This is a genomic window from Arsenicicoccus sp. UBA7492 (assembly GCF_002479615.1).
Lineage (GTDB): Bacteria > Actinomycetota > Actinomycetes > Actinomycetales > Dermatophilaceae > Arsenicicoccus > Arsenicicoccus bolidensis.
This window is the reverse complement of record NZ_DLOE01000012.1, coordinates 105,368-131,460: the sequence shown is the minus strand read 5'-3', so window position 1 is coordinate 131,460 and position 26,093 is coordinate 105,368. Positions and strand designations below refer to the sequence as shown.

The following is a 26,093-nucleotide window of genomic DNA, read 5'->3' as shown; positions in this document are numbered from 1 at the left end:
GATCTCTCCTTGATGGGGTGGGGTCTGGTGAGCGGCGTCTCAGAGAGACAGGGTGAGGTCGACCGGGTCGCTGACCCTGACGTCGATCCTCGCAACATCCTCGGGAGTCGGCACCTCGGTGCCCGGCAGGCAGACCGCGGCCGACCCGAACGCGACGGCGGTGCGCAGCGCCGCCGACGGCGTGTCGCCACGGCTCAGCGCGTGCAGGTAGCCCGCGAGCAGGGAGTCCCCGGCGCCCACGGTGGACAGCGGGTTGGTGATGGTGGCGGCGGCGTGCGCGACCTCGTCGGGGGTGACCAGGAGGGCGCCCTTGCTGCCCAGGCTGACCACGACGCTGCCGACGCCGCCGGCGATCAGGGTGCGGCACGCGTCGACGACGTCGCCCACGGTCGCCAGCGGGCGGCCGACGAGCTCCTCGAGCTCCTCGTCGTTGGGCTTGATCAGGTCGGGGGAGGCGGCGACGGCCGCGGCCATCGGTGGGCCGCTGGAGTCGATGGCCACCTTGGCACCCGCCTCGTGGCCGCGGCGGACCAGGTCGACGTAGAAGGCGGGGTCCAGGCCCTGGGGCAGGGAGCCGCAGCCCACGAGCCAGGTGAGGCCCCGGCCGGCGGCGCGGTCGACGGCGGCCAGGAGCGCCGCCACCTCGTCCTCGGACAGCACCGGCCCGAGCTCGTTGACCTTGGTGGTGGTGCCGTCCGGCTCGACGATGCCGACGTTGGCGCGGATGCTCCCCGCGATCTCGACGGCCTCGACGGGCAGGGCGATCTCGCGCAGCAGGGTCTGCATGATCTGGCCCTGGGGGCCGCCGACCGGGAGCACGGCGATCGTGTCGGTGCCGTTGACCGCGAGGGCCCGGGACACGTTGATGCCCTTGCCTCCCGGGTCGAGCCGCGAGTCGGTGGCGCGCTGCACGGCGCCACGCTGCAGCGTCGTCACCGCGATGGTGCGGTCGACGCTGGGGTTGGGTGTCAGGGTCAGGATCACGCGCGGACCACCTCCGGGCCGTGGGCTTCGAGCTCTGCGGCGGTCTCGGGGTCGAGGCCGCTGTCGGTGACGATGGTGTCGACGTCGCTCAGCCGCCCGAACCGCGAGAAGTGGGCGACGCCGATCTTGCTGTGGTCGGCCAGGACCACGACGCGCTGGGCGACGGTGACCATGGCGCGCTTGACGGTGGCCTCGGACGGGTCGGGCGTGGTGAGCCCCTCGTCCGGCGTGAGGCCGTTGGTGCCGATGAAGGCGACGTCCACGTGGATGTCGCGCAGCGCGTCGACCGACCAGGAGCCGACAGAGGCGAGCGTCTTGGCGCGCACGCGACCTCCGAGGAGATAGAGCGAGATGTCCTCCCGCGTGCTGACCGCCTGCGCGATCGACAGGGAGTTGGTGACGACGGTCAGCTCGCCGCCGGTGGGCAGCAGGTGCGCGAGCGCCAGGGTGGACGTGCCGGCGTCCAGGAGGATGCTGCCGTCGACGGGGACCAGCTCGCGGGCGCGCTGGGCGATGGCGGACTTCTCGGCGGTCCGCTGCTCCGAGCGCATCTGGGTGGTGGGCTCGAACGCGAGCTTCTCGATGGCGATCGCCCCGCCGTGGACACGACGCACCAGGCCGTGGCGCTCCAGGACGGTCAGGTCGCGGCGGATGGTCTCGGGCGTGACGTCGAGCTCGGCCGCCAGCACGGCGACCTCGACGCGGGACTGCGAGCGGGATCGCTCCACGATCAGCTGGTGACGCTCGTGCTGGTGCACAGCGACCTCTCCTTCGTCGGGGCCTGGCCCGCTCGTCGACGACGACGTGCGGAGCTCCGCGAGGCCCGGCCAGACGGCCGCGGCTCCCGGATGCCGTAACCGTATACCCGGTTGTGTTTGTTCTGCCAGAGATGTCGCGAACAAACACGGGAGGCTGGCGCGCTTTGCGGCGATCGAGCACGAGGATCGTGTCCGACCGGGCGCGTGGGATGTCCGATCAGGGGTAACCGGACTCCGTGGTGAGTGGTCAGGCCGGTGCGTCATACCCGGTCGACGTGGGCCGCTCTTCGACGAACGGCCGCCCGAAGGTGCCCTCGTGGGCCACCTCGGACAAGGGCCGACGCGCCCGGGACGCGCTGCCCCTCGTCCCGCGGTCGCCGTCGGGGTGGGGATGTCCCAGGGCCAGCGTCGCCACGAGGCGCCGGTCGGCCGGTATGCCGAACGCCTCCCGCACGGCGTCATGACGGTCGCCGGGCACGCCGAAGAACAGTCCGCCCAGCCCCTCGTCGTGGACCGCCAGCAGCGCCAGCAGGGCCGCCATCCCGGCGTCGACGTCCCAGTAGGGGATGGGCCACCGGTCGACGGACCGGTCCTGCCACCCCTTGTCCGGCTCGGCGTAGCGGTCGAGGTATCTCTCGGGGTCGCTGCACACCAGGACCAGGCAGGGCGCCGTGAGCAGGCCGCGCAGCCACGCGTCGGGCGGTCCGGGTCGACGGGTCGCCTCCCAGTACCGCTCGACGTCAAGCCGCCGCGCCAGGACCACGAAGTCCCAGCCCTGGGCCCAGCCGGCGCTCGGCGCGTGCGTCGCCTCGGTCAGCGCGCGGACGAGCACCTCGCGCGGGACGGGCCGGTCGGGGTCGAAGCGGCGGCGCATGCGACGCGTGGTGACGAGGGTGCCGTGGTCCATCACCAGAGCGTGACATAGTGACCGCGTTGGATCGGCACCCAACCCATGAGGGAACAGGGACGTCGAAGGGGCATGACCACAGCAACGATCGCCCTCGACGTCCCCCGGGTGTGGGGAGGGAGGATCGTGGCGCGTCCGCAGACGGCCACCGAGGACGCCGTGCGCGAGATCTACCGCGCGCACTACGGCATGCTCGCAGGCTGGGCGACCAAGCTCGTCGGCGACCCCGACCTCGGGCACGACTTCGCCACGGAGGCGTTCGTCAAGCTGCTGCGCCACATCGACTCGGTCAACGAGCCGCGCGCGTGGCTCTACACCGCCACGGGTAATCTCGTGCGGGACCACTGGCGCAAGCGCGGTCGTGAGGCGATCGCCTACGGCAAGGTCGGCGACGAGACGACCACCGTCGACACCGACCACTCGACGACGCTCACCGTCCGTGACGCCGTCCAGTCGCTGCCCGACCGGCTGCGGATGGCGGTCATGCTGCACTCCTTCGCCGACCTGCCGGTGGCCACGGTCGCCGAACAGCTCGGCAAGTCCCAGGGCGCGGTCAAGCGCGACCTGTACGACGCGCGGGCCCGCCTCGCCCCGATCCTGGAGGGAGTCCGATGAGCCCGTCGACCCGGGACCCTCGCGGTCGCGATCCCTTCGGCGAGTCCTTCGGCGAGCGCGGCGAGCCCTACCGCGACGACCTCTACCGTGACGAGCCCTACCGTGACGAGGACGGCCGGCTCGACCAGCACGATCCCGTCGCCGACTTCTTCCGCGCCCAGCGCGAGGACATCACCCCGCTGCCGGCCGACGACCTGCGACCGCCGCCGCCGCGGCCGTCGTCGGCGGTGTGGTGGTCGCCCAGCAGGGCGGCCTCCTTCCTGACCGGTCCTCCTCGGTGGCCCCGGCGAGCGACGCCTCGACCGCCCAGGTGGGGCAACGGGTCCCGGCGGGCTTCGACGTCGGAGCCGTGACCCAGGCGCGCAAGCCGGGCACGACCGCCCCCGGACCGTTGCACGCCCTGGGCAGCGGCAGCTGCGCCGGCGCGACCACCTGCCCGGTCCTCGCGACCAGCACCGACGGCGGGCGCAGCTGGCGCGTGGCGGCTGTCTTCCCCCAGCACACCGTGCTCGACCGGGCCGACGCCTCCGCGCGGCCGACCCCCCGCACGCTCTCCGAGGTCGTCTTCGCCGACGACCTCAACGGCTGGGTCTACGGCGGGGCGCTGCTGCGCACCACCGACGGCGGACGCACGTGGAGCCCCGCCGCCCACCCGGTCGCGATCGTGCTCGCCGTCGAGGCCACCGACGACGAGGTCGCCGTGGCCGCCGTCGACGAGTGCGGGGCCCGGGCCTGCGGCCAGGCCGTGCTCGTGCGCCGCGCCGAGCTCGACGGCACCGTGCCGGTGGACGTCCGGGTGCCGACCACGCGGGGCGACGCCCCGGTGCAGCGCGTCGACCTCGGCTGGCACGACGGCAACGTGCTCGTGTCGGGCGTCGTGGCCACCGACCGAGGCCCGCAGGGCATGCAGGCCGCCTCCGTGTCCGCGACCGGCGCGGCCACGCCGCTCACCGCCATCGACGAGGGCTGCCCCAACTCGATGGGCCTGCAGATCTCGCGCCCGGCCGGTGAGTACCTCTACGCCCGCTGCTCCATCGGGTCTGCTGCCGGCTCGGCCGATCTCAGCCTCGTCATGAGTGCCGACGGTGGGCGGACCTGGGACTTCACCGCGATGGACCCGGCCAAGGGCGTGCCGGCCAACGCCCTGGTGGCGCCGTCCGACGACCAGCACGTCGTCGCGGCGTCCCCCACGTCATACGTGCTGCAGGCGAGCCGCGACGGGGGCGCCACGTTCGCGGCACCAACGAAGCCTCCGGCCGCGCGCAACGGCTGGGTGGCCCTGCGCCACGAGGCCGGCGGCTTCCTGGCCGTCCCGCGCGGCGAGCGGGGCGTCTACTACCTCGGCAGCCACGACGGCCTGACGTGGCGCAAGGTCCAGGTCGCCGGCGCGCCCTGACGCGCGACGTGGGATCCTGACCGCATGAGCGCGCAGCGTGGCAGCCACGGACCCGGTCGGCTCGGGGTCTCGGACCCCAGCTCGTGGGAGGCGGACGTCGTCCTGCGGGACGGGTCGGTGTGCCACCTGCGCCCGATCCGCCCCGACGACCGGGACCGGGTGCAGGCCTTCCACTCGCGCCAGTCGGCCGAGTCGATCTACCTGCGGTTCTTCGCGCCCATCAAGGAGATCAGCGCCAAGGACCTGACGCGCTTCACCGAGGTGGACCAGGTCGACCGGGTCGCCCTGGTGGCCACGGTGCGCGACGACATCATCGGGATCGGGCGCTACGACACCATCCGCCCGGGGGTGGCCGAGGTGGCCTTCAACATCTCCGACCACTACCAGGGCAAGGGGATCGGCTCGGTGCTCCTGGAGCACCTCGCAGCCATCGGCCAGGAGCTCGGCGTCGAGGAGTTCGTGGCGGACGTCCTCCCGCAGAACCGCAAGATGATGAAGGTCTTCACCGACGCCGGCTACGAGGTCAAGCACCACTTCGACGACGGCGTCATCGCCGTCACCTTCCAGATCCGGCCGACCGTGCGCTCCGAGCTCGTCCGGCTCTCGCGCGAGCACCGCTCCGAGGCGGCCAGCATCCGCACCGTCGTCGAGCCGGCATCCGTCGTCGTCGTGGGGGCCAGCCCCCGCGTCGAGGCACTCGGTCACCTGATCCTCGACAACCTCCTGCGCGGCGGCTACACCGGGGTCCTGCACGCCGTCCACCCGACGGCGTCCGAGGTGCTCGGCGTCCCGTGCCACCCCTCGGTGAGCGCGATCGGCGAGCCCGTCGACCTCGCCGTGGTGGCCGTCCCGGCGTCCGAGGTGCTGGGCGTCGTCGACGACTGCGCCGCCGCGGGCGTCAAGTCCCTCGTCGTGGCGTCCTCCGGCTTCGCGGAGTCCGGCCCCGAGGGACAGGAGCGGCAGCGCGCACTCCTGCAGCACGCCCACGCCAACGGTCTGCGCGTCGTCGGACCCAACACCATCGGCGTCGCCAACAACGCCCTGCACCTCAACGCCACCGTCGCACCCCGCCTCCCCAAGCCGGGCACGCTGGGGCTGTTCGCCCAGAGCGGGGCGCTCGGCGTGGCGGTCCTGGACGCCGCGCAGAGGCGCAACCTCGGCGTCTCGGTGTTCGCGTCCGCGGGCAACCGCGCCGACGTCTCCGGCAACGACCTGATGCAGTACTTCATCGACGACCCGGGCACCGAGGCGGTCGGCATGCACCTGGAGTCGGTGGGCAACCCCCGCAAGTTCTCCCGCATCGCCCGCCAGCTCGCGGCCTCCAAGCCCGTCATCGTGGTCAAGTCGGGGTACTCCGGCTACTCGGTCCCGCCCGGCCACCCGGTGCGTCCCACCCGGGTGCCCCGCGAGGCCTTCGACGCGATGATGACCCAGGCCGGGGTCATGCGCGTCGAGAACGTCCACCAGCTCTTCGACGTGGCCGCGCTGGTGACCTCCCAGCCGCTGCCCCGGGGGCGTCGGGTGGCGATCGTCGGCAACGCGCACGCGCTGGGCGCCCTCACCGGGGACGCCTGCCTGGACCGCGGGCTCGAGGTCACCCACGGGCCGGTGTCGCTGGCTCCCGAGGCGACGGCCGAGGCCTTCGCCCAGGCGCTGCGCTCCGCGCTCGAGGACCCCGCCGTCGACGCCGTGCTGACCTGCTTCATCCCCCCGCTGGTCACCGCCGACGAGTCGATCGTCAGCACCGTCGCGCAGGTGGCCGCCGGCAGCGACAAGCCGGTCCTCGGCACCTTTCTCGGCATGCGGGGCGTCGCGGACCCCCGGACCGGTGAGGGTCCCGGACACGTGGGGTCGGTCCCGGCATACCCCATGCCCGAGGACGCCGTCCTCGCCCTCGACCAGGCCGTCCGGTATGCCGCCTGGCGCGAGGCCGACAAGGGCGAGCGGGTGAGCTATGACGACATCGACCGGCACGCAGCCTTCGCCGTGATCGACGGCGTCCTGCAGGACGCGCCGCAAGGCCGGGCGCTCACCGACGACGAGGCCCACGACCTCCTCGCGGCCTACGGCGTGCCCGTATGGCGCCGCGTGCGGGTCTTGTCGCCGGACGAGGCGGTCGCGGCCGCCGCCGTCGTGGGCTATCCCGTCATGATCAAGTCCGTCTCCCAGGTGCTGCGGCACTCGCCGGGGCTCGGCGCGCTCCGGCTGGACCTCGACGACGAGGAGGAGGTGCGCGAGGCCTACGGCCACCTGGTCACGCGCTTCGGCTCCCTCGGCGACCTCGCCCTCGTCGTCCAGGCGATGGCCGGGCCCGGGGTGGCCTGCGTGGTCCGTTCCACCGAGGACGCGCTCTTCGGACCCGTCGTGAGCTTCTCCGTCGCCGGCGCGCCCACCGAGCTCCTCGGGGACGTCAGCCACCGCATCCCCCCGCTGACCGACCGCGACGCCAGGGAGCTCGTCACCACGGTCAAGGCCTTCCCGATGCTCGACGGGCACCGCGGCGCCGAGCCGGTCGACCTGGCGGCGCTGCAGGACGTCGTCGGACGCGTCTCCGTGCTCGCCGACGACTTCCCCGAGGTCGCCGCCCTCGAGCTCAACCCCCTCAACGCCCGCCCCGGCGGCGTCGACGTGCTGGGCGCCGAGATCACGCTGGCCCGGCCCGGGCTGCGCACGGACTCCGACCGTCGAGCCATGACGGGTTGACGGCTCGCAGGTGCCACAATGGCGGCCATGCCTCGCGCCTCGCAGACCCCGGCCGACCTGCTCCCGCACTCCTTGCGGCGTGACATCGAGCGGGCCGGCTACTACCCGGCCCTCGTGGCCGACGTCGTCGCCGAGGCCGCCTGCGGCGAGGAGGTCGTCGAGCACCTGGTCCACCAGGAGACGACCTTCGACCACGACGGGATCCTGCGCCACGTCACGGTCCTCGTGCTGACGCCCTCGCGGCTCGTGGTGGGGCACGTGGACGACCACGTCGACGCCGCCTCGTCCGCCGGGGTGCCCCGCACCGGACGCGCGGCCGACCGCCCCGTCGACACCGTCGTGACGGCGACCTCCGAGTCGGTGCCGCTGTCCTCGGTCCGCGGGGTCATGCTCACGCACGTCGTGGCGTCGGCGACGTCATACCGGCCCGGCAGCCTCGGGGGAGAGGTGACCGTCTCGCTCGGGTGGGGCGCGGTCAACCGCGTGGACCTCATGCCCGCCGACTGCGACAACCCGGAGTGCGACGCCGACCACGGCTACGAGGGCACGATCTCCAGCGACGACATCTCGTTCCGCGTGAGCTCGGACGCCGACGGCCCCGAGGCCGTGGCGCAGGCCCGGGCGTTCGCGCGCGCGCTGTCCCTCGCCACGGGTCGCTGACGTGCGGCGGGAGGTCGTGGCCCGGCTGGCGGACGCCTACACCGGCCTGGGGCTCGCCGACGTGCTGCCCGGGGTGGCACGGTCCCTCGGGGTGGACCTGGGTCCCCGCGAGGTGGGGCGACTGACGCTCCCGCGCTCGCGGCGCGCCGTGGTGGTGCTCGTCGACGGGCTCGGCCGCCACCTGCTCGAGGCGCGCCGCGGGCACGCGCCGTTCCTGCGCGGCGCCATGACCGGCTCGCCGGGGCTGCAGGCGGGATTCCCCTCCACCACGGCCACGAGCATGGGGACCTTCGGCACCGGCCTGCCGCCGGGCGCCCACGGCCTCGTCGGCTACCAGGTGCTCGTGCCGGGCGAGGACCGCACGTTCAACGAGCTGGCCTGGGACGAGGGCGTCGACCCCTTCGTGTGGCAGCCGCACGACACCGTCCTGCAGCGCTGCGAGCGCGCCGGCGTCGCGGTGACCCGCATCGGGCCGCACTACTTCGACGGGTCCGGGCTGACCAACGCGGCGCTGCGCGGCGGAGCCTTCCTCGGTGCCAAGGACCTGGACGCGCGGGTCGAGGTCGCGGCGCGCACCGCGGCGGCGGCGCCTCGCACCCTCGTCTACCTCTACTGGGGCGAGCTCGACAAGACCGGCCACGTCCACGGCTGGGAGTCGCCCGAGTGGACCGCCGAGCTCGAGCACGTCGACGACCAGCTCGCCCGCCTGCGCCGGCTGCTGCCCGAGGACTGCGCCCTGCATGTCACCGCCGACCACGGCATGGTCGACGTGCCCCTCGACCGTCGCCTCGACGTCGCGGCCGAGCCGGACCTGGCCGCCGGCGTGCGCCACGTCGGGGGCGAGCCGCGCTCCCTCCAGCTGTATGCCGAGGACCCCGGCGCCTCGTCCGTCGCCGCCATGGTCGAGCGCTGGGCGGCCCGGCTCGGTGACGACGCGCTCGTCAGGACGCGTGAGCAGGTCGTCGACGAGGGCTGGTTCGGCGTGGTCGGCCCGGCGGTCGTGCCGCGCATCGGTGACGTGGTCGTCGCCATGACGGGGTCGATGGCGGTGGTCGACTCGCGCATCATGCGTCCCGAGCTGATGGGTCTGCTCGGCGTGCACGGGTCCGTGACCGAGCAGGAGACCGCCATACCCCTGCTGACCTGGCCCGCGAGGAAGAGCTGATGATCGACGGTGACGACGGTGACGACGGTGACGACATGGACGACGAGGACGCGGTCCGCCCGAGCCCGGACCAGAACCCGCTCTTCGGCATCTGCCACCTGGCGCCCGCCGTCGGTCGCCTGCGCTTCCACGCGGGGCTGATGGGCGCGGGCAAGTCGGCGCTCGCGATCCAGGTCGGCTTCCACCGACGGCAGGCGGGCCGCCCCGGCCTCATCTTCACCTCCGCCGACCGCGCGGGGTCCGGCACCCTCTCGTCCCGGCTCGGCCTGTCGGTGTCCGCGCGGGAGTTCACCGAGGAGACCGACTTCGTCGCGACCGTCGGCGAGGCCCTCCCTGCTCGCGGCTTCGTCATCGTCGACGAGGCCCAGTTCCTCACCCCGGGCCAGGTCGACGAGCTCGCCCTGCTCGTGGACCAGATGGCCGTCGACGTCGACTGCTTCGGGCTGCTGACGGCCTTCGACTCGCACACCTTCCCCGGCTCGCAGCGGCTCGTGGAGCTCGCCGACGACATCCTCGACCTCGTCGAGGTGCTGTGCTGGTGCGGCCAGGCGGGCCGCGTCAACGCCCGCATCGAGGGCGGCGAGGTCATCCGGTCGGGCTCGCAGGTGGCCGTGGGCGACCTGGGCGGGGGCGCGGGCGCGACCTACCGCGTGCTCTGCCGACGGCACTGGCGCGAGGGCGAGCCCGGTCCCGGCGTCCTCTGACGCGATGTGACCTGCACCACCGACCCCCGGCTCGGGTGCCTGCGAGGACCGGGCTAGGTTGGGGCCACCAGGGCGAGCACCGACGGCTCGTGACCAGAAGGTTGTCAAAGGGGACGATCGATGACGACGTACGTATACGACTTCGAGCACGGTGACAAGGACCAGAAGGACCTGCTCGGGGGCAAGGGTGCCAACCTCGCCGAGATGACCAAGCTCGGCCTCCCGGTGCCACCCGGCTTCACCATCACCACCGAGGCCTGCCGGGCCTACCTGGAGCAGGGCCAGGCCCCCGCGGAGCTCGGGGTCCAGGTCACCAAGGAGCTCCGCCTCCTGGAGCAGAAGATGGGTCGTCGGCTGGGCAACGCCGACGACCCTCTCCTCGTGTCCGTGCGGTCCGGAGCCAAGTTCTCCATGCCCGGGATGATGGAGACGGTCCTCAACATCGGTCTCAACGACGACTCCGTCGAGGGGCTCGGCCGCATCGGCGGCGACGAGCGGTTCGCCTGGGACTCCTACCGCCGGCTCATCCAGATGTTCGGCGCCACGGTCATGCACATCGAGTCGAGCCGGTTCGCCGACGCCCTGGACGCCAAGAAGGACGAGCACGGCGCCAAGACCGACCCCGAGCTCAGCGTCGACGCGCTCCGTGAGCTGGTCGACGAGTACAAGCAGATCGTCCGCGACGAGACCGGCCGGGACTTCCCCCAGTGGCCGCGCGAGCAGCTCGACATGGCGATCATCGCGGTGTTCAAGTCGTGGAACACCGAGCGCGCCCGGCTCTACCGCCGCCGCGAGCGCATCCCGCACGACCTCGGCACCGCCGTCAACGTCTGCACCATGGTGTTCGGCAACATGGGCGACACGTCCGGCACCGGCGTGGCGTTCACCCGCGACCCCTCCACCGGTCACTCGGGCCACTACGGCGACTACCTGATCAACGCCCAGGGCGAGGACGTCGTCGCCGGCATCCGCAACACCATGTCCCTGGCCGACATGGGCACCCACCACCCCGAGCCGTTCAAGCAGCTCGAGCAGAACCTCCACCTGCTCGAGACGCACTACCGCGACCTGTGCGACGTCGAGTTCACGGTCGAGCGGGGCAAGCTCTGGATGCTGCAGACCCGCGTGGGCAAGCGCACCGCCAACGCGGCCTTCCGCATCGCGGGTCAGCTGGTCGACGAGCAGCTCATCACGATGAACGAGGCCCTCGAGCGGGTCACCGGAGAGCAGCTCGTCCAGCTGATGTTCCCGCAGCTGGACCCCGACGGGGATCGCACGCTGCTCACCAGGGGCATGGCAGCCTCCCCGGGCGCAGCGGTCGGCACGATCGTCTTCGACTCGGCGGCCGCCGTGGCCAAGGCCGAGGCGGGGGAGAAGGTCCTGCTCGTCCGCCGTGAGACCAACCCCGACGACCTGTCGGGCATGATCGCCTCCGTCGGCATCCTCACCGCCCGCGGCGGCAAGACCTCCCACGCCGCCGTCGTCGCGCGCGGCATGGGCCGCACCTGCGTGTGCGGGGCCGAGGAGCTCCAGATCGACGCCAACGCCAAGACCATGGTGGTCGGCGACCGGACCTTCGGCGAGGGCGACTGGCTCTCCATCGACGGCGCCACCGGCGAGGTCTTCGAGGGCGAGCTCGAGGTCGTCCCCAGCCCGGTCATGCGCTACCTCGAGGAGGGGATCGAGCGGGGTGTCGAGGGTCTCGACGACGAGACCACGGAGCTCGTCAAGGCGGTCGACCGGCTGCTCACCCACGCCGACAAGGTCCGCCGCCTCGACGTCCGGACCAACGCCGACACCGCCGACGACTCCCGCCGCGCCCGGCAGCTCGGCGCCCAGGGCATCGGCCTGTGCCGGACCGAGCACATGTTCCTCGGGGACCGCCGCGTGCTGATCGAGCGGATGATCCTCGCCACGTCCGACGAGGACAAGCAGTCGGCGCTCGACGCGCTGCTGCCGCTGCAGCGCCAGGACTTCGTCGAGATGCTGGAGGCGATGGACGGGCTGCCCATGACGGTGCGCCTGCTCGACCCGCCGCTGCACGAGTTCCTGCCCGACCTGACCGAGCTGTCCGTCAAGGTCGCGGTCGCCGAGGCCAAGGGCGAGCCCGACGCGCGCGACGTCGAGCTGCTGACGGCCGTGCGCAAGCAGCACGAGTCCAACCCGATGCTCGGTCTGCGCGGCGTCCGCCTCGGCCTGACCGTCAAGGGTCTGTTCGCGCTGCAGGTGCGGGCGCTGGCCGAGGCCGCCGCCATCCGCAAGCAGGCGGGGGGCGACCCCCGGCCCGAGGTCATGGTGCCGCTCGTGGGCTCCATCAACGAGCTGGACCTGATCCGGGACGAGGCCGAGCGCATCATCGCCGAGGTCGCCGAGCAGCAGGGCGTCGAGCTGCAGATGCCGATCGGCACCATGATCGAGCTGCCGCGCGCCGCCCTCACAGCCGAGCGCATCGCCGAGTCCGCCGACTTCTTCTCGTTCGGGACCAACGACCTGACCCAGACGACCTGGGGCTTCTCGCGCGACGACGTGGAGGCGGCGTTCTTCACCAACTACATGGACAAGGGCGTCTTCACGGTGTCGCCGTTCGAGACGATCGACCGCACCGGCGTGGGTCGGCTGGTCCAGCTCGGCGCCGAGGGCGGCCGCGCGGGCAACCCCGGCATCCACCTCGGCGTCTGCGGCGAGCACGGTGGAGACCCCGCGTCGATCCACTTCTTCGACTCCGTGGGGCTGGACTACGTGTCCTGCTCGCCGTTCCGCGTGCCGGTCGCCCGGCTCGAGGCGGGCCGCGCCACGGTCGGGGACAGCGACGCCACCGCCTGACCTGCCGTATGCCGTGCGCGCAGGCCCTGGACCTCCAGGGCCGGCGCGCGCGGTCGTCCCAGAGCAGGACGCAGATCGTCCGCATCCGCTGGGAGGCTGGGGGCATGAACCTGCGTTGGTACACCATCGTCATCGACTGCCACGACATCGCCGCCCAGGCCCGCTGGTGGGCCGAGGTGCTCGACTGGCACATCGTCTACGAGGACGAGCACGAGGTCGCCGTAGTCCCACGGGACATGTCGGAGGATCCGATCGCGGCCGACCGCTGGGCCTCCACCCCGCCCGGGCTGGTGTTCGTCCCGGTGCCCGAGGGCAAAGAGGTCAAGAACCGTCTCCACATCGACCTCGCCCCGCACGTCAGCGACGACCGCCAGGCGCAGATCGACCGCCTGGTCGCCCTCGGGGCCCGTCGGGTCGACGTGGGTCAGGACCGTGCGGACGTCACCTGGGAGGTGCTCGCCGACCCGGAGGGCAACGAGTTCTGCGTGCTGTCCTCGCGGGACCGCTGAGCCGGAGGCGCTAGGGGCCACCGCGTCAGACGGTCATTCCGGCTTGGCGCCGAACATGATGTCGTCCCAGCTGGGCACCGACGGCCGACCGGCCTTGCGTCGGGCCTGCGCCCGCCGCTGCGAACGGTTGGTCGCCGGCTGCTCTGCCTCCGGCTGCTCTGCCTCCGGCTGGTCTGCGTCGGGCTGCGCGGCTGCCGGCGGCGCGGGCTCCGCCCGACCAGGCTGCGCGCCGACCGACGGATCGGCCTGCGGCAGCTTGTTGGACGACTTCTCGGACTCCACGTCTGCCGCCCTGGAGCTGGTGCCGCTCGTGCGGTCCGCCAGCGACGTGGCCTCGTCGATCGGGGCAGCGCTGTCGTCGGGCATGTGGGGCACCTCGGTGGCGCGGCTCGGCGAGGCCACCTCAGCGCCCTCGCTCGCGTCGTCGTCCCGGTGGTCCAGCTCGGGCAGGGCGACCTGGCCGGGCACGCGTGGGTGAGGTCGAGGCGCGGGGTTCGCCGCGTCCTCGGTGCCGTCGTCCGGCCGCAGCGACTCCCGGCTCACCGGGCCCCCCTGGGGCAGCGCCGGCTCGTCGGGTGCGGGAGGCGTGGAGGCACTCGCGGACTCGACCTCCCGGTCGGCGATGACCTCGTCCACGACGGCGTCCAGCTCGCCGACCGACCCCTGCGACAGGGCGGCCGCGATCTCCTCACGCGCCAGGGGCACCGTGGGCGCGGCCCGTGACCCGGCGCCCCTCGCTGCTGCCGGCGCGTCCGACGGGTCTGGTGCGTGCTGCGCGGGCTCTGCGTCCCCTGTGTCCTGTGCGCCCTGTGCGTCTGTGTGGCTCGACGTCGGACTGGTAGCCGTCTCATTCGGGGCGGGGGGCGGGGGCTGCTGCGCGCCGCGCTTGCGCGACCGTCCGCGTCGCGCTGGGGCCGGTTCGACCGGAGCAGACTCGACCGGGGCCGACGCGGGCTCGACCGGCGAGGTGACGCGCGCCGGGTCGTCGCCGGACACGGGGATCAGTGACTCCTGGGACGCCACCGGACGGGCCGGGCGTGACGGGGCGCGCCGACGGCGCGCCCTGCTGCGCTCGCGCATCGAGTCGACGAGGTCGCTGTCCTCGTCCTCGTCGTGCTGGCGGCGGGCCCGGGCGGGCTCGGTGGCCGTGATGGGGCGCAGGTCGTCGCCGGGGTCGTCGTCCTGCTGCGCGGAGTGGATGCCGCCCTCGGACTCGACGTCGTAGACGCGGGGGGTGGCGTTGAGCGGCACGAGGGGAGCGGGGCCCGGCGTGGCAGGGGCGTCGTCGCCGCTGAGCCAGCGCGCCTCGTCGTCCACCGGGTCGACGGCCCGGGTGCTGAGGTCGAAGTGCCAGCGGGCCTCGCGCAGCCGGCCGCCCGCGGCGAAGGTCAGAGCAAGGGTCCACGGCGAGTCCGCGGCGCGCCACGCGTCCCAGGACGCGCTCGTCGGGTCCACGCCGCGCTCGGTGAGACGGTCGGCGACGCGGGCACCCAGCAAGGGGGCGGTCTGCCCACCGCCGGTCCGCAGACGCACGGTGGTGGCGAGACCGGCCACGTGCTCCCGCTCGGCGATGATCGGCCCCTCGTAGCGGGCGATCTTGTCGAGCGACCATCCCGTCAGCTCGGCGACCTCGTCGGCGGACGCGCCGGCGCGGATCAGGGCCTGCACCTGTCGCGGGCCGGCGGACGGCGAGGCGGGGCCGTCGCCGGGGCGCGGACGCTCGTGCCGGATGGCGGACCGCAGCGCCGCGTCCAGCGGGACGCGGTAGCGGGTGCCGTCGTCGGTCGCGAGCAGCAGGTGCACGCCGTCGTCCGAGATCCCGACCAACCGCAGGTCCTGCACGCTCATGAAGTCTCCGTCCTACCGCTCGCAGGCGCGGCGCGGGCGATGCCCAGCACCTGCCCAGTACACGTCCACCCTAGGTTTTCACGGAACGGGACGTCCACCAACCGACCACGCCGACCGCCGCAGCACCGGCCCACTAGGCTTCGCCGAGACATGCTGAACTCCTACCCCCAAGCCCTGCTCGGCCTCGATCTCGTCGGCGTCTTCGCGTTCGCCCTGTCCGGAGGCCTGGTCGGCGTCCGCAAGGGGCTCGACATCTTCGGCGTGCTCGTGCTGGCCTGCGTGACGGCGCTCGGCGGCGGGGTGATGCGCGACGTCGTCCTCGACGTCCCACCCGTCGGTCTGACCGACTGGCGGCTCGTCCTCGCGGCCGTCCTGGCCGGGCTCGTGGCCTTCGGCTACGCCCACGTGGTGCAGCGGCTGTCCAAGCTGGTCCTGACCTTCGACGCCGTCGGTCTCGCGACGTTCGCGATCGCCGGCACCGTCAAGGCGCTGAGCCTCGACGCGCCGGCCCTCGAGGCCGTGCTCGTCGGGCTCATGACGGCCGTGGGCGGTGGCATGATCCGCGACGTCCTGGCCGGCGTCGTCCCGGAGGTGCTCCGCACCCAGCTGTATGCCGTGCCCGCCCTGGCCGGCAGCGCCCTGCTCGTGGTCCTCACGTCGCTCGAGGTGACCGGGCCCCTGCCCAGCGTGGCGTGCGCCGCGTTCGTCTTCACCGTCCGGATGGCCGCCCTGCGGTGGCGCTGGTCGGCCCCCCGACCCCCGAGGAGCATCCCGTGACCAGCCATCCCTGCGACCCCTATGACGCCGTGCTCGTCCTGTCCTTCGGAGGTCCGGAGCGCCCCGAGGACGTGCTGCCCTTCCTGCGTCAGGTGACCGCCGGACGCGGGATCCCCGACGAGCGGCTCGCCGTGGTCGGCCAGCACTACTACGACCGCGGTGGCCGCAGCCCGGTCAACGACCTGGGCCGCGCCCTGGTGGCGGCGCTGCACGACGAGCTCGGTCGCCGGGGCGTGGACACGCCCGTCGCCCTGGGCAACCGCAACTGGTCGCCGTGGCTCGTCGACACCCTGCGGACGCTCCACGACGCGGGGGCTCGCCGGGTCGTGACGGTGGTGACGAGTGCCTTCTCGTCATACTCCTCCTGCCGTCAGTATCGCGAGAACCTGGCCGACGCCGTCAGCGAGCTGGCGGCCGAGGGGCGCGTCCTGGACGTCGACAAGGTGCGCGTCTATGCCACGCACCCGGGGTTCGCCCGCACGATGGCGTCGCTCACCGCCGACACCGCCGCCGCGCTGCCGCGCGAGGTCCTGCCGTCGACCCGCCTCGTCCACGTCACGCACTCGATCCCGCGGTGGATGCAGGACTCCTCCGGCCCGGCGGACGCCCCGGACGTGTCCTACCGCCACCAGCACGAGCAGCTGGCCGCGCTCGTGGACGCCACCGTCGAGGAGCGGATCGGTGTCCCCGTGCCCAGCTCCCTGGCCTACTGCTCCCGCTCCGGCCCGCCCTCGCAGCCGTGGCTCGAGCCCGACATCAACGACCAGCTCGAGGTGCTCGCTGCGGAGGGTGTCTCCGACGTGCTGGTCGCCCCGATCGGCTTCGTGTCGGACCACATGGAGGTCGTCTACGACCTCGACACCGAGGCCATGGCCACGGCAGAACGGCTCGGCCTGCGGCTGCACCGCGTGCCCACCGTGGGCACGCACCCGGACTTCGTGGCCGGGCTGGCCGACCTGGTGCTCGAGCGGGCGGCGCAGGCCCGCGGCGAGGAGGTCGAGCGTCCTGCGGTCGCCCCCGGCCCGCTGTGGTCCACCTGCCCTCCTGGCTGCTGCCGGGGCCGCTCGGGGCGACCGGCCCTCTGCGGCGGCTGACGGCGCCGGGCCCCGGCGCGGACGCACCCCGGGCGGGGCCCGGTGACAGACTGGGCGCCATGTCGCAGACCCCGCAGCCACCCGCCGACCTCGACCTGGCCGCCCTGGAGTCCCTCGCCCTCGACGTGGCCCGCACCTGCGCGCGGCTGATCGTCGACGAGCGCCCTCGCGACCTCGGCGTCGCGGCCACCAAGTCGAGCCGCACCGACGTCGTCACGGTCATGGACCAGCGCTCCGAGGCGCTGGCGCGCGAGCTGCTCGGCCGAGCCCGCCCCGACGACGGGTTCCACGGCGAGGAGAGCGGGCGGGTGACCGCCACGTCCGGCATCACCTGGGTCGTGGACCCGATCGACGGGACGGTCAACTACCTCTACGACATACCGGCGTATGCCGTCTCCGTGGCCGCCGTGGTGGGAGACCCCTCGGTCCCGGGCGCGTGGGCACCGGTCGCCACCGCGGTCGTCGACGCGGCCCGGGGCGATGCCTATGTCGCCCGACGCGGGGGAGGCGCCCGGCTCCTGCGCAGCGACCCTCGCGACCCAGGGTCGGGTCCGCAGGAGCAGGCCCTCGTCTGCCCGGAGTTGGACGACCTGGGCGCGGCGCTGTGCGGCACGGGGTTCGGTTATGACGCCGACGTGCGCGCCGATCAGGGCCGGGTCGTGGCCGAGGTGCTGCCATGGGTCCGCGACATCCGCCGGGGCGGCAGCGCGGCGCTCGACCTGTGCTGGGTGGCGGAGGGGCGCCTCGACGTCTACTACGAGCGGGGCCTGCACGAGTGGGACCTCGCCGGCGCCTGGCTCGTCGTCACCGAGGCGGGCGGCGTGGTGCGGGGGCTGCACGACACCGCCCCGGCCGACCCCGTCACGGTCGCCGGGCCGGCCGGTCTGGTGGGCGCGCTGGTGCCCCTGCTGGAGGGCCTCGTCGAGCCGTCCTGAGTCTCGATCCGGGCGCGGGCCCGAGCTGATCGCGACCCGAGGTGCAGCCGATCTCGATTTGCGGCACAATGCGCCGCGAGACCGGGCACAAAACCGACCAGCGATGCGTTGGACCCGGCGCACCGTCGGGGGAGGTCCCCGGCGAGAGCTGCATGGAGAGGCCCCACATGGCAACTGACTACGACGCACCGCGCAAGACCGACGACGACCTCTCCGAGGACTCCATCGAGGAGCTCAAGGCACGTCGGGGCGACACCGCCTCGTCGAGCGTCGACGTCGACGAGACCGAGCAGGCCGAGGGCTTCGAGCTGCCCGGCGCAGACCTGTCCGGCGAGGAGCTCTCCGTCCGGGTGCTCCCGCGCCAGGCCGACGAGTTCACCTGCAGCCGCTGCTTCCTCGTGCACCACCGCAGCCAGCTCGCCAAGGAGGTCGGCGGCCAGCCGGTCTGCCGTGAGTGCGCCTGACCAGATCGAGGTGCTCCTGCTCCGGCTCGACCCGGAGCTGGAGCCCCCGGCATACGCGCACCACGACGACGCCGGTGCCGACCTGCGCGCCCGCGAGGACCTCGTCCTCGCCCCGGGGGAGCGCTCCCTGGTCCCGACCGGGATCGCCGTCGCGATCCCCGAGGGGTATGCCGGCTTCGTCCACCCCAGGTCGGGGCTGGCGGCACGGCACGGCGTGACGATCGTCAACGCCCCTGGCACGGTCGACGCGGGCTACCGGGGCGAGATCCTGGTCAACCTGCTCAACACCGACCGTGAGCGCGAGGTGCGGATCAGCCGTGGCGACCGCATCGCCCAGCTGGTCCTCCAACGCGTGTCCCACGCGAGCTTCCGGACAGTAGACTCGCTGCCGGAGTCCGTCCGCGGAGTCACCGGGCACGGGGCCAGCGGACGCGCCTGACGACCACTGCACCCGACCACCGAAGGACACCGATCCCGTGGCTCTCTTCCGCCGAGGCAAGGCCGGCAAGGCCGACGTCGACAGCACCCCCGCCGACCCGACGTCGGAGGCGACCGCGGACGACGCGGCCACTGAGGACGGTCCCTACGACCGCGCCCAGGTCACCGAGCTCGGCGAGAGGCTGGACCTCGGGTCCCTGTGGGTCCCCGGCATCACCGGCATGGAGCTGCGGCTCGAGCTCGACCAGCAGACCGGCGAGGTCGTGGCCGTGAGCTGCCACCTGGGGGGATCGGCCCTGCAGCTGCAGGCCTTCGCGGCACCGCGGACCCTCGGCATCTGGGACGACATCCGCGACGAGATCGCCGCCGGCATCGAGGGCCAGGGCGGGGCGGCCGAGACGCGCGACGGCAGGTTCGGCACCGAGCTGGCCGTGCAGATGCCCACCGGCCCCGGCACCTTCGCCCCGGCCCGCTTCCTCGGCGTCGACGGATCGCGCTGGTTCCTGCGGGGCTTCCTCTCGGGCCCGGCCGCCGAGGACGACCAGCAGGCCGCCGACCTGCTGCACGTCTTCGCCAACGTCGTCGTCGTGCGCGGCGAGCACGCGATGGCGCCGCGCGAGCTGCTGCCCCTGGCCCTGCCCGAGGGAGCCCAGCCGGGCTTCGACGAGGTCGGTCAGGGCGGTGTCGACGCCGGCGTCGGCCCCGGGGACGGCGACCCTGCCGCGGACCGGGGCGACCGGCCCGCGCGCGGCACCGACGACCTCCAGCCCTTCGAGCGCGGGCCCGAGATCACCGAGATCCGTTGATGGCCACCCGCGCCGACCGCCGAGGGGGTTTCCTGCGCCGGGCGCTGCACCGGATGGTCCAGCCGGCCGAGGAGATCGAGGACGACGAGCTGCGCTCGGACTCCGACAGGCTCGGCGTGACCTGCATCGCCGAGCTCGTCGACCGCGAGGTCGCGACGGTCTCCGGGGCGGTCCGCTCCACGACCCTGAGCCCCGAGGGCACGGTCCCTGCCCTCAAGGCCGAGATCTATGACGGCACCCAGCGGCTCCAGCTCATCTGGCTCGGCAGGCGCCGCATCGCGGGCATCCGCCCCGGCACCTACCTCACGGCCCAGGGCCGCGTCTGCCGGGTCGACGGCGTCCCCACCATCTACAACCCGCGCTACGAGCTGCTGCCCGGGCGCGGCACGCCGACCGCCGGGGGGCACTGACCGTGGCCGGCGACGTCGAGACCGTCGAGCACCTGATCCGCACCCGGCTGGCCACCGCCGTCGGAGGCCTGCGCGGGTCGTTCGAGGCTGCGCTGCCCACCATCGCCTTCGTCGTGGTGTGGCTCGTCACGAGCGACGTGCGCACCGCGGTGATCGCCTCGCTCGTTCCCGTGGCGATCCTGCTCCTGCTGCGTCTCGCCCAGCGCCAGACGCCGCAGTACGTCCTGTCCAGCCTGGTCGCGACCGCCCTGGCGGCCTTCTTCGCCCTGCGGTCGGGGCGGGCCGAGGATGCCTTCCTGCCCGGTATGGCGGTCAGCGCCGCGTATCTCGCCGGCACCCTCCTGTCGATCCTCGGGCGCGTCCCGGCCGTCGGCTTCCTGGTGGCCATCGGTGACCCCGGCTACCGAGAGGACCCGCTCGGGTGGCGCCGCAACCCCCCCCTCGTGCGGGTGAGCGCGCGCCTGACCTGGGTGCTCGTCGGGTTGTTCGCGCTACGCCTGATCGTCATGGTCCCGCTCTACCTCGCCGGGCAGGTGGCCGCGCTCGGCATCGCCAAGATCGCGCTGGGGTGGCCGGCCTATCTCGCCGCCATCGCGGTGATGGGCCTGATCCTGGTCAGGGGCGCGACGCCGGTGGAGCGCCACGAGCTGGAGCACGAGGCCGACCGCCAGCTCTGACGGTCAGGAGCGACCGCGGTTCGTCGACCCCGCGCTGCGAGCGCGATGCGTGACCGGACGTGCTCGCGGGCCGGCGTTGTCGGCGCGGTGCGAGGCGGCGGCGGTCGTCATACGGCCAGAAAAGGGCTCGGAGGCCACCCAGGCTCAAGACCCGCCCCCGGTAGGTCCATCAGCCTGGGGCACGAAGGCCGGTCGATGTGACGGCCGGGGGTAGGTGTGTCGGCGAGGCGGGGCGGGAGTGCGAACCCGGGCGGATGTGCCTACCTCAGGCGGGCACATCGACCTGGCGTGCGAAGCCGGGCGGATGTGACGACCTGAGGTAGGTCAGTCGTCGTCGTCCTCGGCGTGGTCCACCTCGGTGCGCGGCTTGCGGTGCCCGGGGGAGAGCAGGTCCTCGAGGTGGTCCTCGACCTCCTGCACGGTCAGGAACAGCAGCTCGTCGCCGGCCTCCACCGAGTCGTCCCGCGTGGGCGCGATCGGCAGGCCGTCGCGGATGATCCCCACCAGCGCCGTGTCGCGGGGGAGGTCCACGTCACCGACGCGGCTCCCGGCATACGGGCTGTCCGAGGGGAGGGTGATCTCCACCATCGTGGCCCCGCCCTTCTGGAAGGTGAAGATCTGGACCAGGTCGCCGATGCTCACGGCCTCCTCGACCAGCGCCGTCATGAGTCGCGGGGTGGAGACGGCCACGTCCACGCCCCAGGACTCGTCGAACATCCACTCGTTGCGGGGGTTGTTGACGCGGGCGACGGTGCGGGGCACGCCGAACTCGGTCTTGGCGAGCAGGGACACGACGAGGTTGGCCTTGTCGTCGCCGGTGGCCGCGACCACGACGTCGCAGTCGGCGAGCCCCGCCTCGGTCAGCGAGGTGATCTCGCAGGCGTCGGCCAGCAGCCAGGAGGCCTCAGGGACGCGGCTGGCCTGCACGTCGTCGGCGTCCTTGTCGACGAGCAGGACCTGGTGACCGTTGTGGAGCAGCTCGCGGGCGATGGAGCGACCCACGGACCCGGCTCCGGCGATGACGACGCGCATGGGACTGGCTGACCTCACTCCGTGGGCGGCGCGGCGGCGAGCGCGCGCTCGATGGCTGGGATGTCCTCGGTGGTCGACAGGACCCGGACGATGTCGCCCTCCTGCAGCACGGTGTCCGGGCCGGGGAGCATCCCGACGCCGAGGCGGCTGAGGTAGGCGACCCGGGCGCCCGTGGCGGTCTCGACGGTGGACAGGCGCAGCCCGACCCAGCTGCGGTCGATCGCGACCTCGCTGAGGGCGACCTGGCCGCTGGGGTCGATGAACTCGGGGACGGAGCCCTGGGGCATGAGTCGTCGGACCACGCGGTCGACGGTCCACTGCACGGTCGCGACCGTGGGGATGCCGAGGCGCTGGTAGATCTCGGCGCGCCGCGGGTCGTAGATGCGGGCGACGACGTGCTCGACGCCGAAGGTCTCGCGGGCCACGCGGGCGGCGAGGATGTTGGAGTTGTCGCCGTTGCTGACGGCGGCGAAGGCGTAGGCCGACTCGATGCCGGCCTCCTTGAGCGTGTCGCGGTCGAAGCCGATGCCCTTGACCCGGCGACCCTCGAACCCGCGCCCCAGCCGACGGAACGCCGCGGCGTTCTGGTCCACGACGGCCACGTCGTGGCCGCGCTCCTCCAGGCTCAGCGCCAGGGTCGATCCGACTCGGCCGCAGCCCATGATCACGAAGTGCACGTGAGAACGCTACACCGGGCGCGCCCACCGTCCGGGGCCGCGCCACCGTCACCGCCCGGCGGGCCTACAGTTGTCGTCGTGTCAGATCTAGGTCGTGCGCTCAAGCGCGTCGTCGTCGGCCCCGCCATGAGGTCGGACAAGCTGGGCGAGACGCTCCTGCCGAAGAAGCTGGCCCTCCCCATCTTCGCCAGCGACGCTCTGTCGTCCGTGGCCTACGCCCCCGACGAGATCTTCCTGACCCTGGCCCTGGCGGGCGGGGCGTTCGCGACCACCCACTCCTGGCAGATCGGGCTCGGCGTCGTCTTCGTGATGGTCGTCGTGGTCATGTCCTACCGGCAGAACGTCCACGCCTATCCCAGCGGCGGCGGCGACTACGAGGTCGCCAACGAGAACCTCGGGCCCTGGGCCGGCCTGGGCGTCGCGAGCGCGCTGCTCGTGGACTACGTCCTCACGGTGGCCGTCTCGATCTCGTCCGGCGTCCAGAACGCCACCGCCGCCATACCCGGTCTGGACGGGCACGAGATGCCGGTCGCGGTGGCCCTCATCGTCCTGCTGACCGCGATGAACCTGCGGGGGGTCCGCGAGTCCGGCAAGGCCTTCGCCATCCCGGTCTACGCCTTCATGCTCGCCATCATCGGGATGGCGGTGTGGGGCATGGTGCGCTCGGCGAGCGGGTCGCTGCCCCAGGCCGAGAGCGCCAGGTTCGAGCTGCTGCCGGAGCACGGTTACGAGGGGCTGACCGGCGTGGCGCTGGTGTTCCTGCTGCTGCGTGCGTTCAGCTCGGGCTGCGCGGCGCTCACGGGCGTCGAGGCGATCTCCAACGGCGTCCCGGCGTTCGAGAAGCCCAAGTCCCGCAACGCGGCGACCACCCTGCTGCTCATGGGCACCCTGTCCGTGACCATGCTCATGTCGATCGTCTACCTCGCGATCCAGACCGGGGTCAAGTATGCCGAGAACCCCCAGGAGCAGCTGCTCCTGAACGGCCAGAACGTCGGCCCGGACTACGTCCAGCACACGATCATCGGGCAGCTCGCCCTGGCGGTGTTCGACAACTTCCCGCTCGGCGTCGTGCTCGTGTCGACCGTCACCGGCCTCATCCTCATCTTGGCCGCCAACACGGCCTTCAACGGCTTCCCGGTCCTCGGGTCGATCCTCGCCAAGGACGGCTACCTGCCGCGCCAGCTGCACAACCGCGGCGACCGTCTCGCCTACTCCAACGGCATCATGATCCTCGCGGCCGCCGCGATCGTCCTGGTGGTGATCTTCAACGCGGAGGTCACCAAGCTCATCCAGCTCTACATCGTCGGGGTGTTCGTGTCGTTCACCCTGAGCCAGATCGGCATGATCCGGCACTGGAACCGCCTGCTGCGCGGCGACACCGACGCCAAGCAGCGGCGGCAGTACCGCACGAGCCGCGTCGTCAACTACGTCGGTGCCTTCATGTCCGGGTCGGTGCTGCTCGTCGTCCTCGTCACCAAGTTCGCCGCCGGTGCCAAGTACGCCATCCTCGCCATGGTCGTGCTGTTCGTGATGATGAAGGCCATCCGCCGTCACTACTCGCACGTCAGCCGTGAGCTGGCCGTCCCCGAGGACGACACGCTCGAGGGTCGTCTGCCGTCACGCGTCCACGCCGTCGTCCTGGTCTCGAAGGTGCACAAGCCGACCCTGCGCGCCCTGGCCTACGCCCGCGCCTCGCGCCCCTCGACCCTCGAGGCGATCACCGTGGCCGTCGACCCCGAGGAGGGCGAGCGCCTCCAGGAGGAGTGGCTGCGTCGCGGGATCCCCGTCCCCCTCAAGGTCCTCGACTCGCCCTACCGCGAGATCACCCGCCCGGTCCTCGGCTACATCGCGTCGATCCGGCGCACCTCGCCCCGCGACCTGGTGATGGTCTTCGTCCCGGAGTACGTCCTGGGCCGGTGGTGGGAGTCGATCCTGCACAACCAGAGCGCGTTCCGCATCAAGAGCCGGCTGCTGTTCATGCCCGGCGTGATGATGACCAGCGTCCCCTTCCAGCTCCGCTCGTCCGACGACCTGCGCGACGAGATCGACGCGGCGACCGCCGCCCAGGACCGCGGCCGCGGCCTGGTCCACGCCGAGGAAGGCCCCACCCCGTGAGCGGACCCCACCGCACCCCCAAGAGCTCGTCCGGCCGCCCTGGAGCGTCCTCCGGCAGGAGGCACGGCACGAGGGCCGGCAAGGACGCGGGTCGCGGGCAGCGGACCTCGCCCGCGCGCGAGCGTCGCGTCAAGGGGGAGTCGCTGGTCGGCACCGAGGCCGAGCTCGAGGTCGGCAACGTCGGGCACGGCGGGTTCTGCGTCGGGCGCCTCGACGGCCGCGTCGTCTTCGTCCGGCACTCGCTGCCGGGCGAGCGGGTGCGCGTCCGCATCACCGAGGGCGGCACGGGCGACCGGTTCCTGCGGGCGGACGCGGTCGAGGTCCTCGAGCCCTCGCCGCACCGGGTGACCCCGCCCTGCCCGTATGCCGGTCCCGGCCGCTGCGGGGGCTGCGACTGGCAGCACGCCTCGCTGGAGCACCAGCGCGAGCTCAAGGCCGCGGTGGTGCACGAGCAGCTGGACCGTCTCGCCGGGCTCGACGTCGAGGGCATCGTCGTCGAGCCCCTCGACGGCACCGGACCCAACGACGGGCTCGACTGGCGCACGCGCGTCGAGTTCGCCGTCACCGAGGACGGCCACGCGGGCCTGCGCCGGCACCGCTCGCACGAGGTCGAGGTCATCGACGACTGCCTCATCGCCACCCGCCCCGTGATCGCCAGCGGCGTGCTGACCACCTCCTGGGAGGGGTGCACCGGCGTCGACGTCGTCGACGCCTCGGGACTCGAGGAGGCCGTGCTCGTCCCGCTGCACGCCGACGGCATGGCCGGCGCCGACCCCACGGTCCTGGAGCTGGTCGCGTTCGAGGACTGGGAGCACGGCTTCGAGGTGGCGGCGCGCGGCTTCTGGCAGGTCCACCCGGGCGCCGCCACGACCTTCCTGTCCGAGGTGGTCGAGATGCTCGACCCCGTCGAGGGGGAGCACGCGCTCGACCTCTACTGCGGCGTGGGGCTGTTCGCCGCCGGGCTCGGCGACGCCGTGGGGGAGTCCGGGCACGTGCTGGCCATCGAGGCCGACGCCAAGGCCGTGGACCATGCCCTCGACAACCTCGCCGAGCACGCCAACGTCGAGGTGCGGCAGGGCCGCGTCGACGCGGTGCTGGGGCAGGCGGCGCGCGGCGGCATAGGAGCCGACCTGGTCGTCCTCGACCCGCCACGCTCCGGAGCCGGTCGGAGGGTGATGGAGCAGATCGCCCAGCTCGGGCCGCGGGCCGTGGCGTACGTCGCGTGCGACCCGTCCGCGCTGGCGCGCGACCTGGCCATCGCCGAGGAGCTCGGCTACCGGCTCACCGACCTGCGGGCCTTCGACGCGTTCCCGATGACCAGCCACGTCGAGTGCATCGCGCTGCTCGAGCCGGCCGGCGACGAGGAGCTGGAGGACGACGAGGACGACGAGGTGCTCGACAGCGACGCGCGAGCCGAGGCCGACGGCGACGGGACGAGCAGGAGCGTCCTCTGACCGGCGCCCAGGACCACCCTGCCCTCGCCCCGACGGCGCTGGTGGGGGACAATCGGCGGGAGCACCATCCCGCGTACGACAGGTGTCTTGACGTCAAGACATCACCGTGAGATCGTTGTCTCGACGTCGAGACAACGACCCT

General features: G+C 73.0%; 25 protein-coding genes. 19 read left to right on the top strand and 6 right to left on the bottom strand.

Translation table 11 applies throughout. The features are described from left to right. Positions 1–39 precede the first annotated feature (39 nt). The 3 genes from pfkB to B4E97_RS03955 all read right to left on the bottom strand — a co-directional run bounded on the left by pfkB (position 40) and on the right by B4E97_RS03955 (position 2,649). A complete protein-coding gene (gene pfkB / locus B4E97_RS03965) occupies positions 40–984 on the bottom strand; it encodes a 1-phosphofructokinase (RefSeq protein WP_286958767.1) in 945 nt (314 codons plus the stop codon). Further along, the gene (locus B4E97_RS03960) at positions 981–1,742 is read right to left on the bottom strand and encodes a DeoR/GlpR family DNA-binding transcription regulator (protein WP_019284737.1); all 762 of its coding nucleotides are present in this window, start codon (positions 1,740–1,742) and stop codon (positions 981–983) included. Before B4E97_RS03960 ends, pfkB begins: the two co-directional genes overlap by 4 nt. Positions 1,743–1,989: 247 nt before the next feature. Further along, complete coding sequence (locus B4E97_RS03955) at positions 1,990–2,649, bottom strand: nitroreductase family protein (RefSeq protein WP_286958766.1); 660 nt, start codon at positions 2,647–2,649, stop codon at positions 1,990–1,992. A gap of 72 nt (positions 2,650–2,721) precedes the next feature. On the opposite strand from B4E97_RS03955, the gene B4E97_RS03950 reads away from it, so the two are divergent. The 9 genes from B4E97_RS03950 to B4E97_RS03910 all read left to right on the top strand — a co-directional run bounded on the left by B4E97_RS03950 (position 2,722) and on the right by B4E97_RS03910 (position 13,224). Further along, on the top strand, positions 2,722–3,264 hold the full coding sequence (locus B4E97_RS03950) for an RNA polymerase sigma factor (protein WP_286958765.1): 543 nt from the start codon (positions 2,722–2,724) through the stop codon (positions 3,262–3,264). Next, the gene (locus B4E97_RS03945; protein ID WP_286958763.1) at positions 3,261–3,617 is read left to right on the top strand and encodes a hypothetical protein; all 357 of its coding nucleotides are present in this window, start codon (positions 3,261–3,263) and stop codon (positions 3,615–3,617) included. The genes B4E97_RS03950 and B4E97_RS03945 overlap by 4 nt, the downstream gene beginning before the upstream one ends. Then, a complete protein-coding gene (locus tag B4E97_RS03940; RefSeq protein WP_286958762.1) occupies positions 3,614–4,660 on the top strand; it encodes a hypothetical protein in 1,047 nt (348 codons plus the stop codon). The genes B4E97_RS03945 and B4E97_RS03940 overlap by 4 nt, the downstream gene beginning before the upstream one ends. A gap of 24 nt (positions 4,661–4,684) precedes the next feature. Further along, positions 4,685–7,363: a GNAT family N-acetyltransferase gene (locus tag B4E97_RS03935; protein WP_286958006.1), complete on the top strand. Its 2,679-nt coding sequence runs from the start codon at positions 4,685–4,687 to the stop codon at positions 7,361–7,363. 18 nt (positions 7,364–7,381) lie between these two features. After that, positions 7,382–8,023 (top strand): DUF5998 family protein, encoded by a 642-nt coding sequence (locus B4E97_RS03930; protein WP_019284742.1) that lies wholly within the window; start codon positions 7,382–7,384, stop codon positions 8,021–8,023. A 1-nt stretch (position 8,024) separates the two neighbouring features. After that, entirely contained in the window at positions 8,025–9,188 is a 1,164-nt protein-coding gene (locus B4E97_RS03925; RefSeq protein ID WP_240483909.1) for an alkaline phosphatase family protein, read from the top strand. Next, positions 9,188–9,892 (top strand): thymidine kinase, encoded by a 705-nt coding sequence (locus B4E97_RS03920; RefSeq protein ID WP_019284744.1) that lies wholly within the window; start codon positions 9,188–9,190, stop codon positions 9,890–9,892. The genes B4E97_RS03925 and B4E97_RS03920 overlap by 1 nt, the downstream gene beginning before the upstream one ends. A 120-nt stretch (positions 9,893–10,012) precedes the next feature. Further along, entirely contained in the window at positions 10,013–12,715 is a 2,703-nt protein-coding gene (gene ppdK / locus B4E97_RS03915; RefSeq protein WP_029210016.1) for a pyruvate, phosphate dikinase, read from the top strand. 104 nt (positions 12,716–12,819) lie between these two features. Continuing rightward, positions 12,820–13,224: a VOC family protein gene (locus B4E97_RS03910; protein WP_286958760.1), complete on the top strand. Its 405-nt coding sequence runs from the start codon at positions 12,820–12,822 to the stop codon at positions 13,222–13,224. 33 nt (positions 13,225–13,257) lie between these two features. On the opposite strand, the gene sepH is transcribed toward B4E97_RS03910, so the two are convergent. Beyond that, positions 13,258–15,072 carry a septation protein SepH gene (gene sepH, locus B4E97_RS03905; RefSeq protein ID WP_286958759.1) on the bottom strand — a complete coding sequence of 605 codons (1,815 nt, stop codon included), beginning with the start codon at positions 15,070–15,072 and terminating at the stop codon, positions 13,258–13,260. A gap of 150 nt (positions 15,073–15,222) precedes the next feature. Between sepH and B4E97_RS03900 the strand changes: the two genes are divergently transcribed. The 8 genes from B4E97_RS03900 to B4E97_RS03865 all read left to right on the top strand — a co-directional run bounded on the left by B4E97_RS03900 (position 15,223) and on the right by B4E97_RS03865 (position 20,673). Further along, positions 15,223–15,849 (top strand): trimeric intracellular cation channel family protein, encoded by a 627-nt coding sequence (locus tag B4E97_RS03900; protein WP_051273945.1) that lies wholly within the window; start codon positions 15,223–15,225, stop codon positions 15,847–15,849. Further along, positions 15,846–16,943 carry a ferrochelatase gene (locus B4E97_RS03895; RefSeq protein ID WP_034251030.1) on the top strand — a complete coding sequence of 366 codons (1,098 nt, stop codon included), beginning with the start codon at positions 15,846–15,848 and terminating at the stop codon, positions 16,941–16,943. The genes B4E97_RS03900 and B4E97_RS03895 overlap by 4 nt, the downstream gene beginning before the upstream one ends. 59 nt (positions 16,944–17,002) lie before the next feature. Next, on the top strand, positions 17,003–17,878 hold the full coding sequence (locus B4E97_RS03890) for an inositol monophosphatase family protein (protein WP_286958758.1): 876 nt from the start codon (positions 17,003–17,005) through the stop codon (positions 17,876–17,878). 167 nt (positions 17,879–18,045) lie between these two features. After that, positions 18,046–18,342 (top strand): DUF4193 domain-containing protein, encoded by a 297-nt coding sequence (locus B4E97_RS03885; protein ID WP_029210022.1) that lies wholly within the window; start codon positions 18,046–18,048, stop codon positions 18,340–18,342. Then, positions 18,329–18,781 (top strand): dUTP diphosphatase, encoded by a 453-nt coding sequence (dut, locus tag B4E97_RS03880; protein WP_029210023.1) that lies wholly within the window; start codon positions 18,329–18,331, stop codon positions 18,779–18,781. The genes B4E97_RS03885 and dut overlap by 14 nt, the downstream gene beginning before the upstream one ends. A 37-nt stretch (positions 18,782–18,818) precedes the next feature. Then, positions 18,819–19,586: a DUF3710 domain-containing protein gene (locus B4E97_RS03875; RefSeq protein WP_286958756.1), complete on the top strand. Its 768-nt coding sequence runs from the start codon at positions 18,819–18,821 to the stop codon at positions 19,584–19,586. Further along, complete coding sequence (locus B4E97_RS03870) at positions 19,586–19,996, top strand: OB-fold nucleic acid binding domain-containing protein (protein WP_019284754.1); 411 nt, start codon at positions 19,586–19,588, stop codon at positions 19,994–19,996. Before B4E97_RS03875 ends, B4E97_RS03870 begins: the two co-directional genes overlap by 1 nt. 2 nt (positions 19,997–19,998) lie before the next feature. Then, entirely contained in the window at positions 19,999–20,673 is a 675-nt protein-coding gene (locus B4E97_RS03865; protein ID WP_286958755.1) for a DUF3159 domain-containing protein, read from the top strand. 324 nt (positions 20,674–20,997) lie between these two features. Here B4E97_RS03865 and B4E97_RS03860 read toward each other — a convergent pair whose 3' ends face one another. After that, a complete protein-coding gene (locus B4E97_RS03860; protein ID WP_019284756.1) occupies positions 20,998–21,705 on the bottom strand; it encodes a potassium channel family protein in 708 nt (235 codons plus the stop codon). Positions 21,706–21,719: 14 nt separating this feature from the next. After that, positions 21,720–22,382, bottom strand: a complete 663-nt coding sequence (locus B4E97_RS03855; protein WP_029210025.1) for a potassium channel family protein — start codon at positions 22,380–22,382, stop codon at positions 21,720–21,722. 78 nt (positions 22,383–22,460) lie between these two features. Between B4E97_RS03855 and B4E97_RS03850 the strand changes: the two genes are divergently transcribed. Beyond that, complete coding sequence (locus B4E97_RS03850; RefSeq protein WP_286958754.1) at positions 22,461–24,497, top strand: APC family permease; 2,037 nt, start codon at positions 22,461–22,463, stop codon at positions 24,495–24,497. Next, complete coding sequence (locus B4E97_RS03845; RefSeq protein ID WP_286958753.1) at positions 24,494–25,951, top strand: class I SAM-dependent RNA methyltransferase; 1,458 nt, start codon at positions 24,494–24,496, stop codon at positions 25,949–25,951. Before B4E97_RS03850 ends, B4E97_RS03845 begins: the two co-directional genes overlap by 4 nt. Positions 25,952–26,093 lie beyond the last annotated feature (142 nt).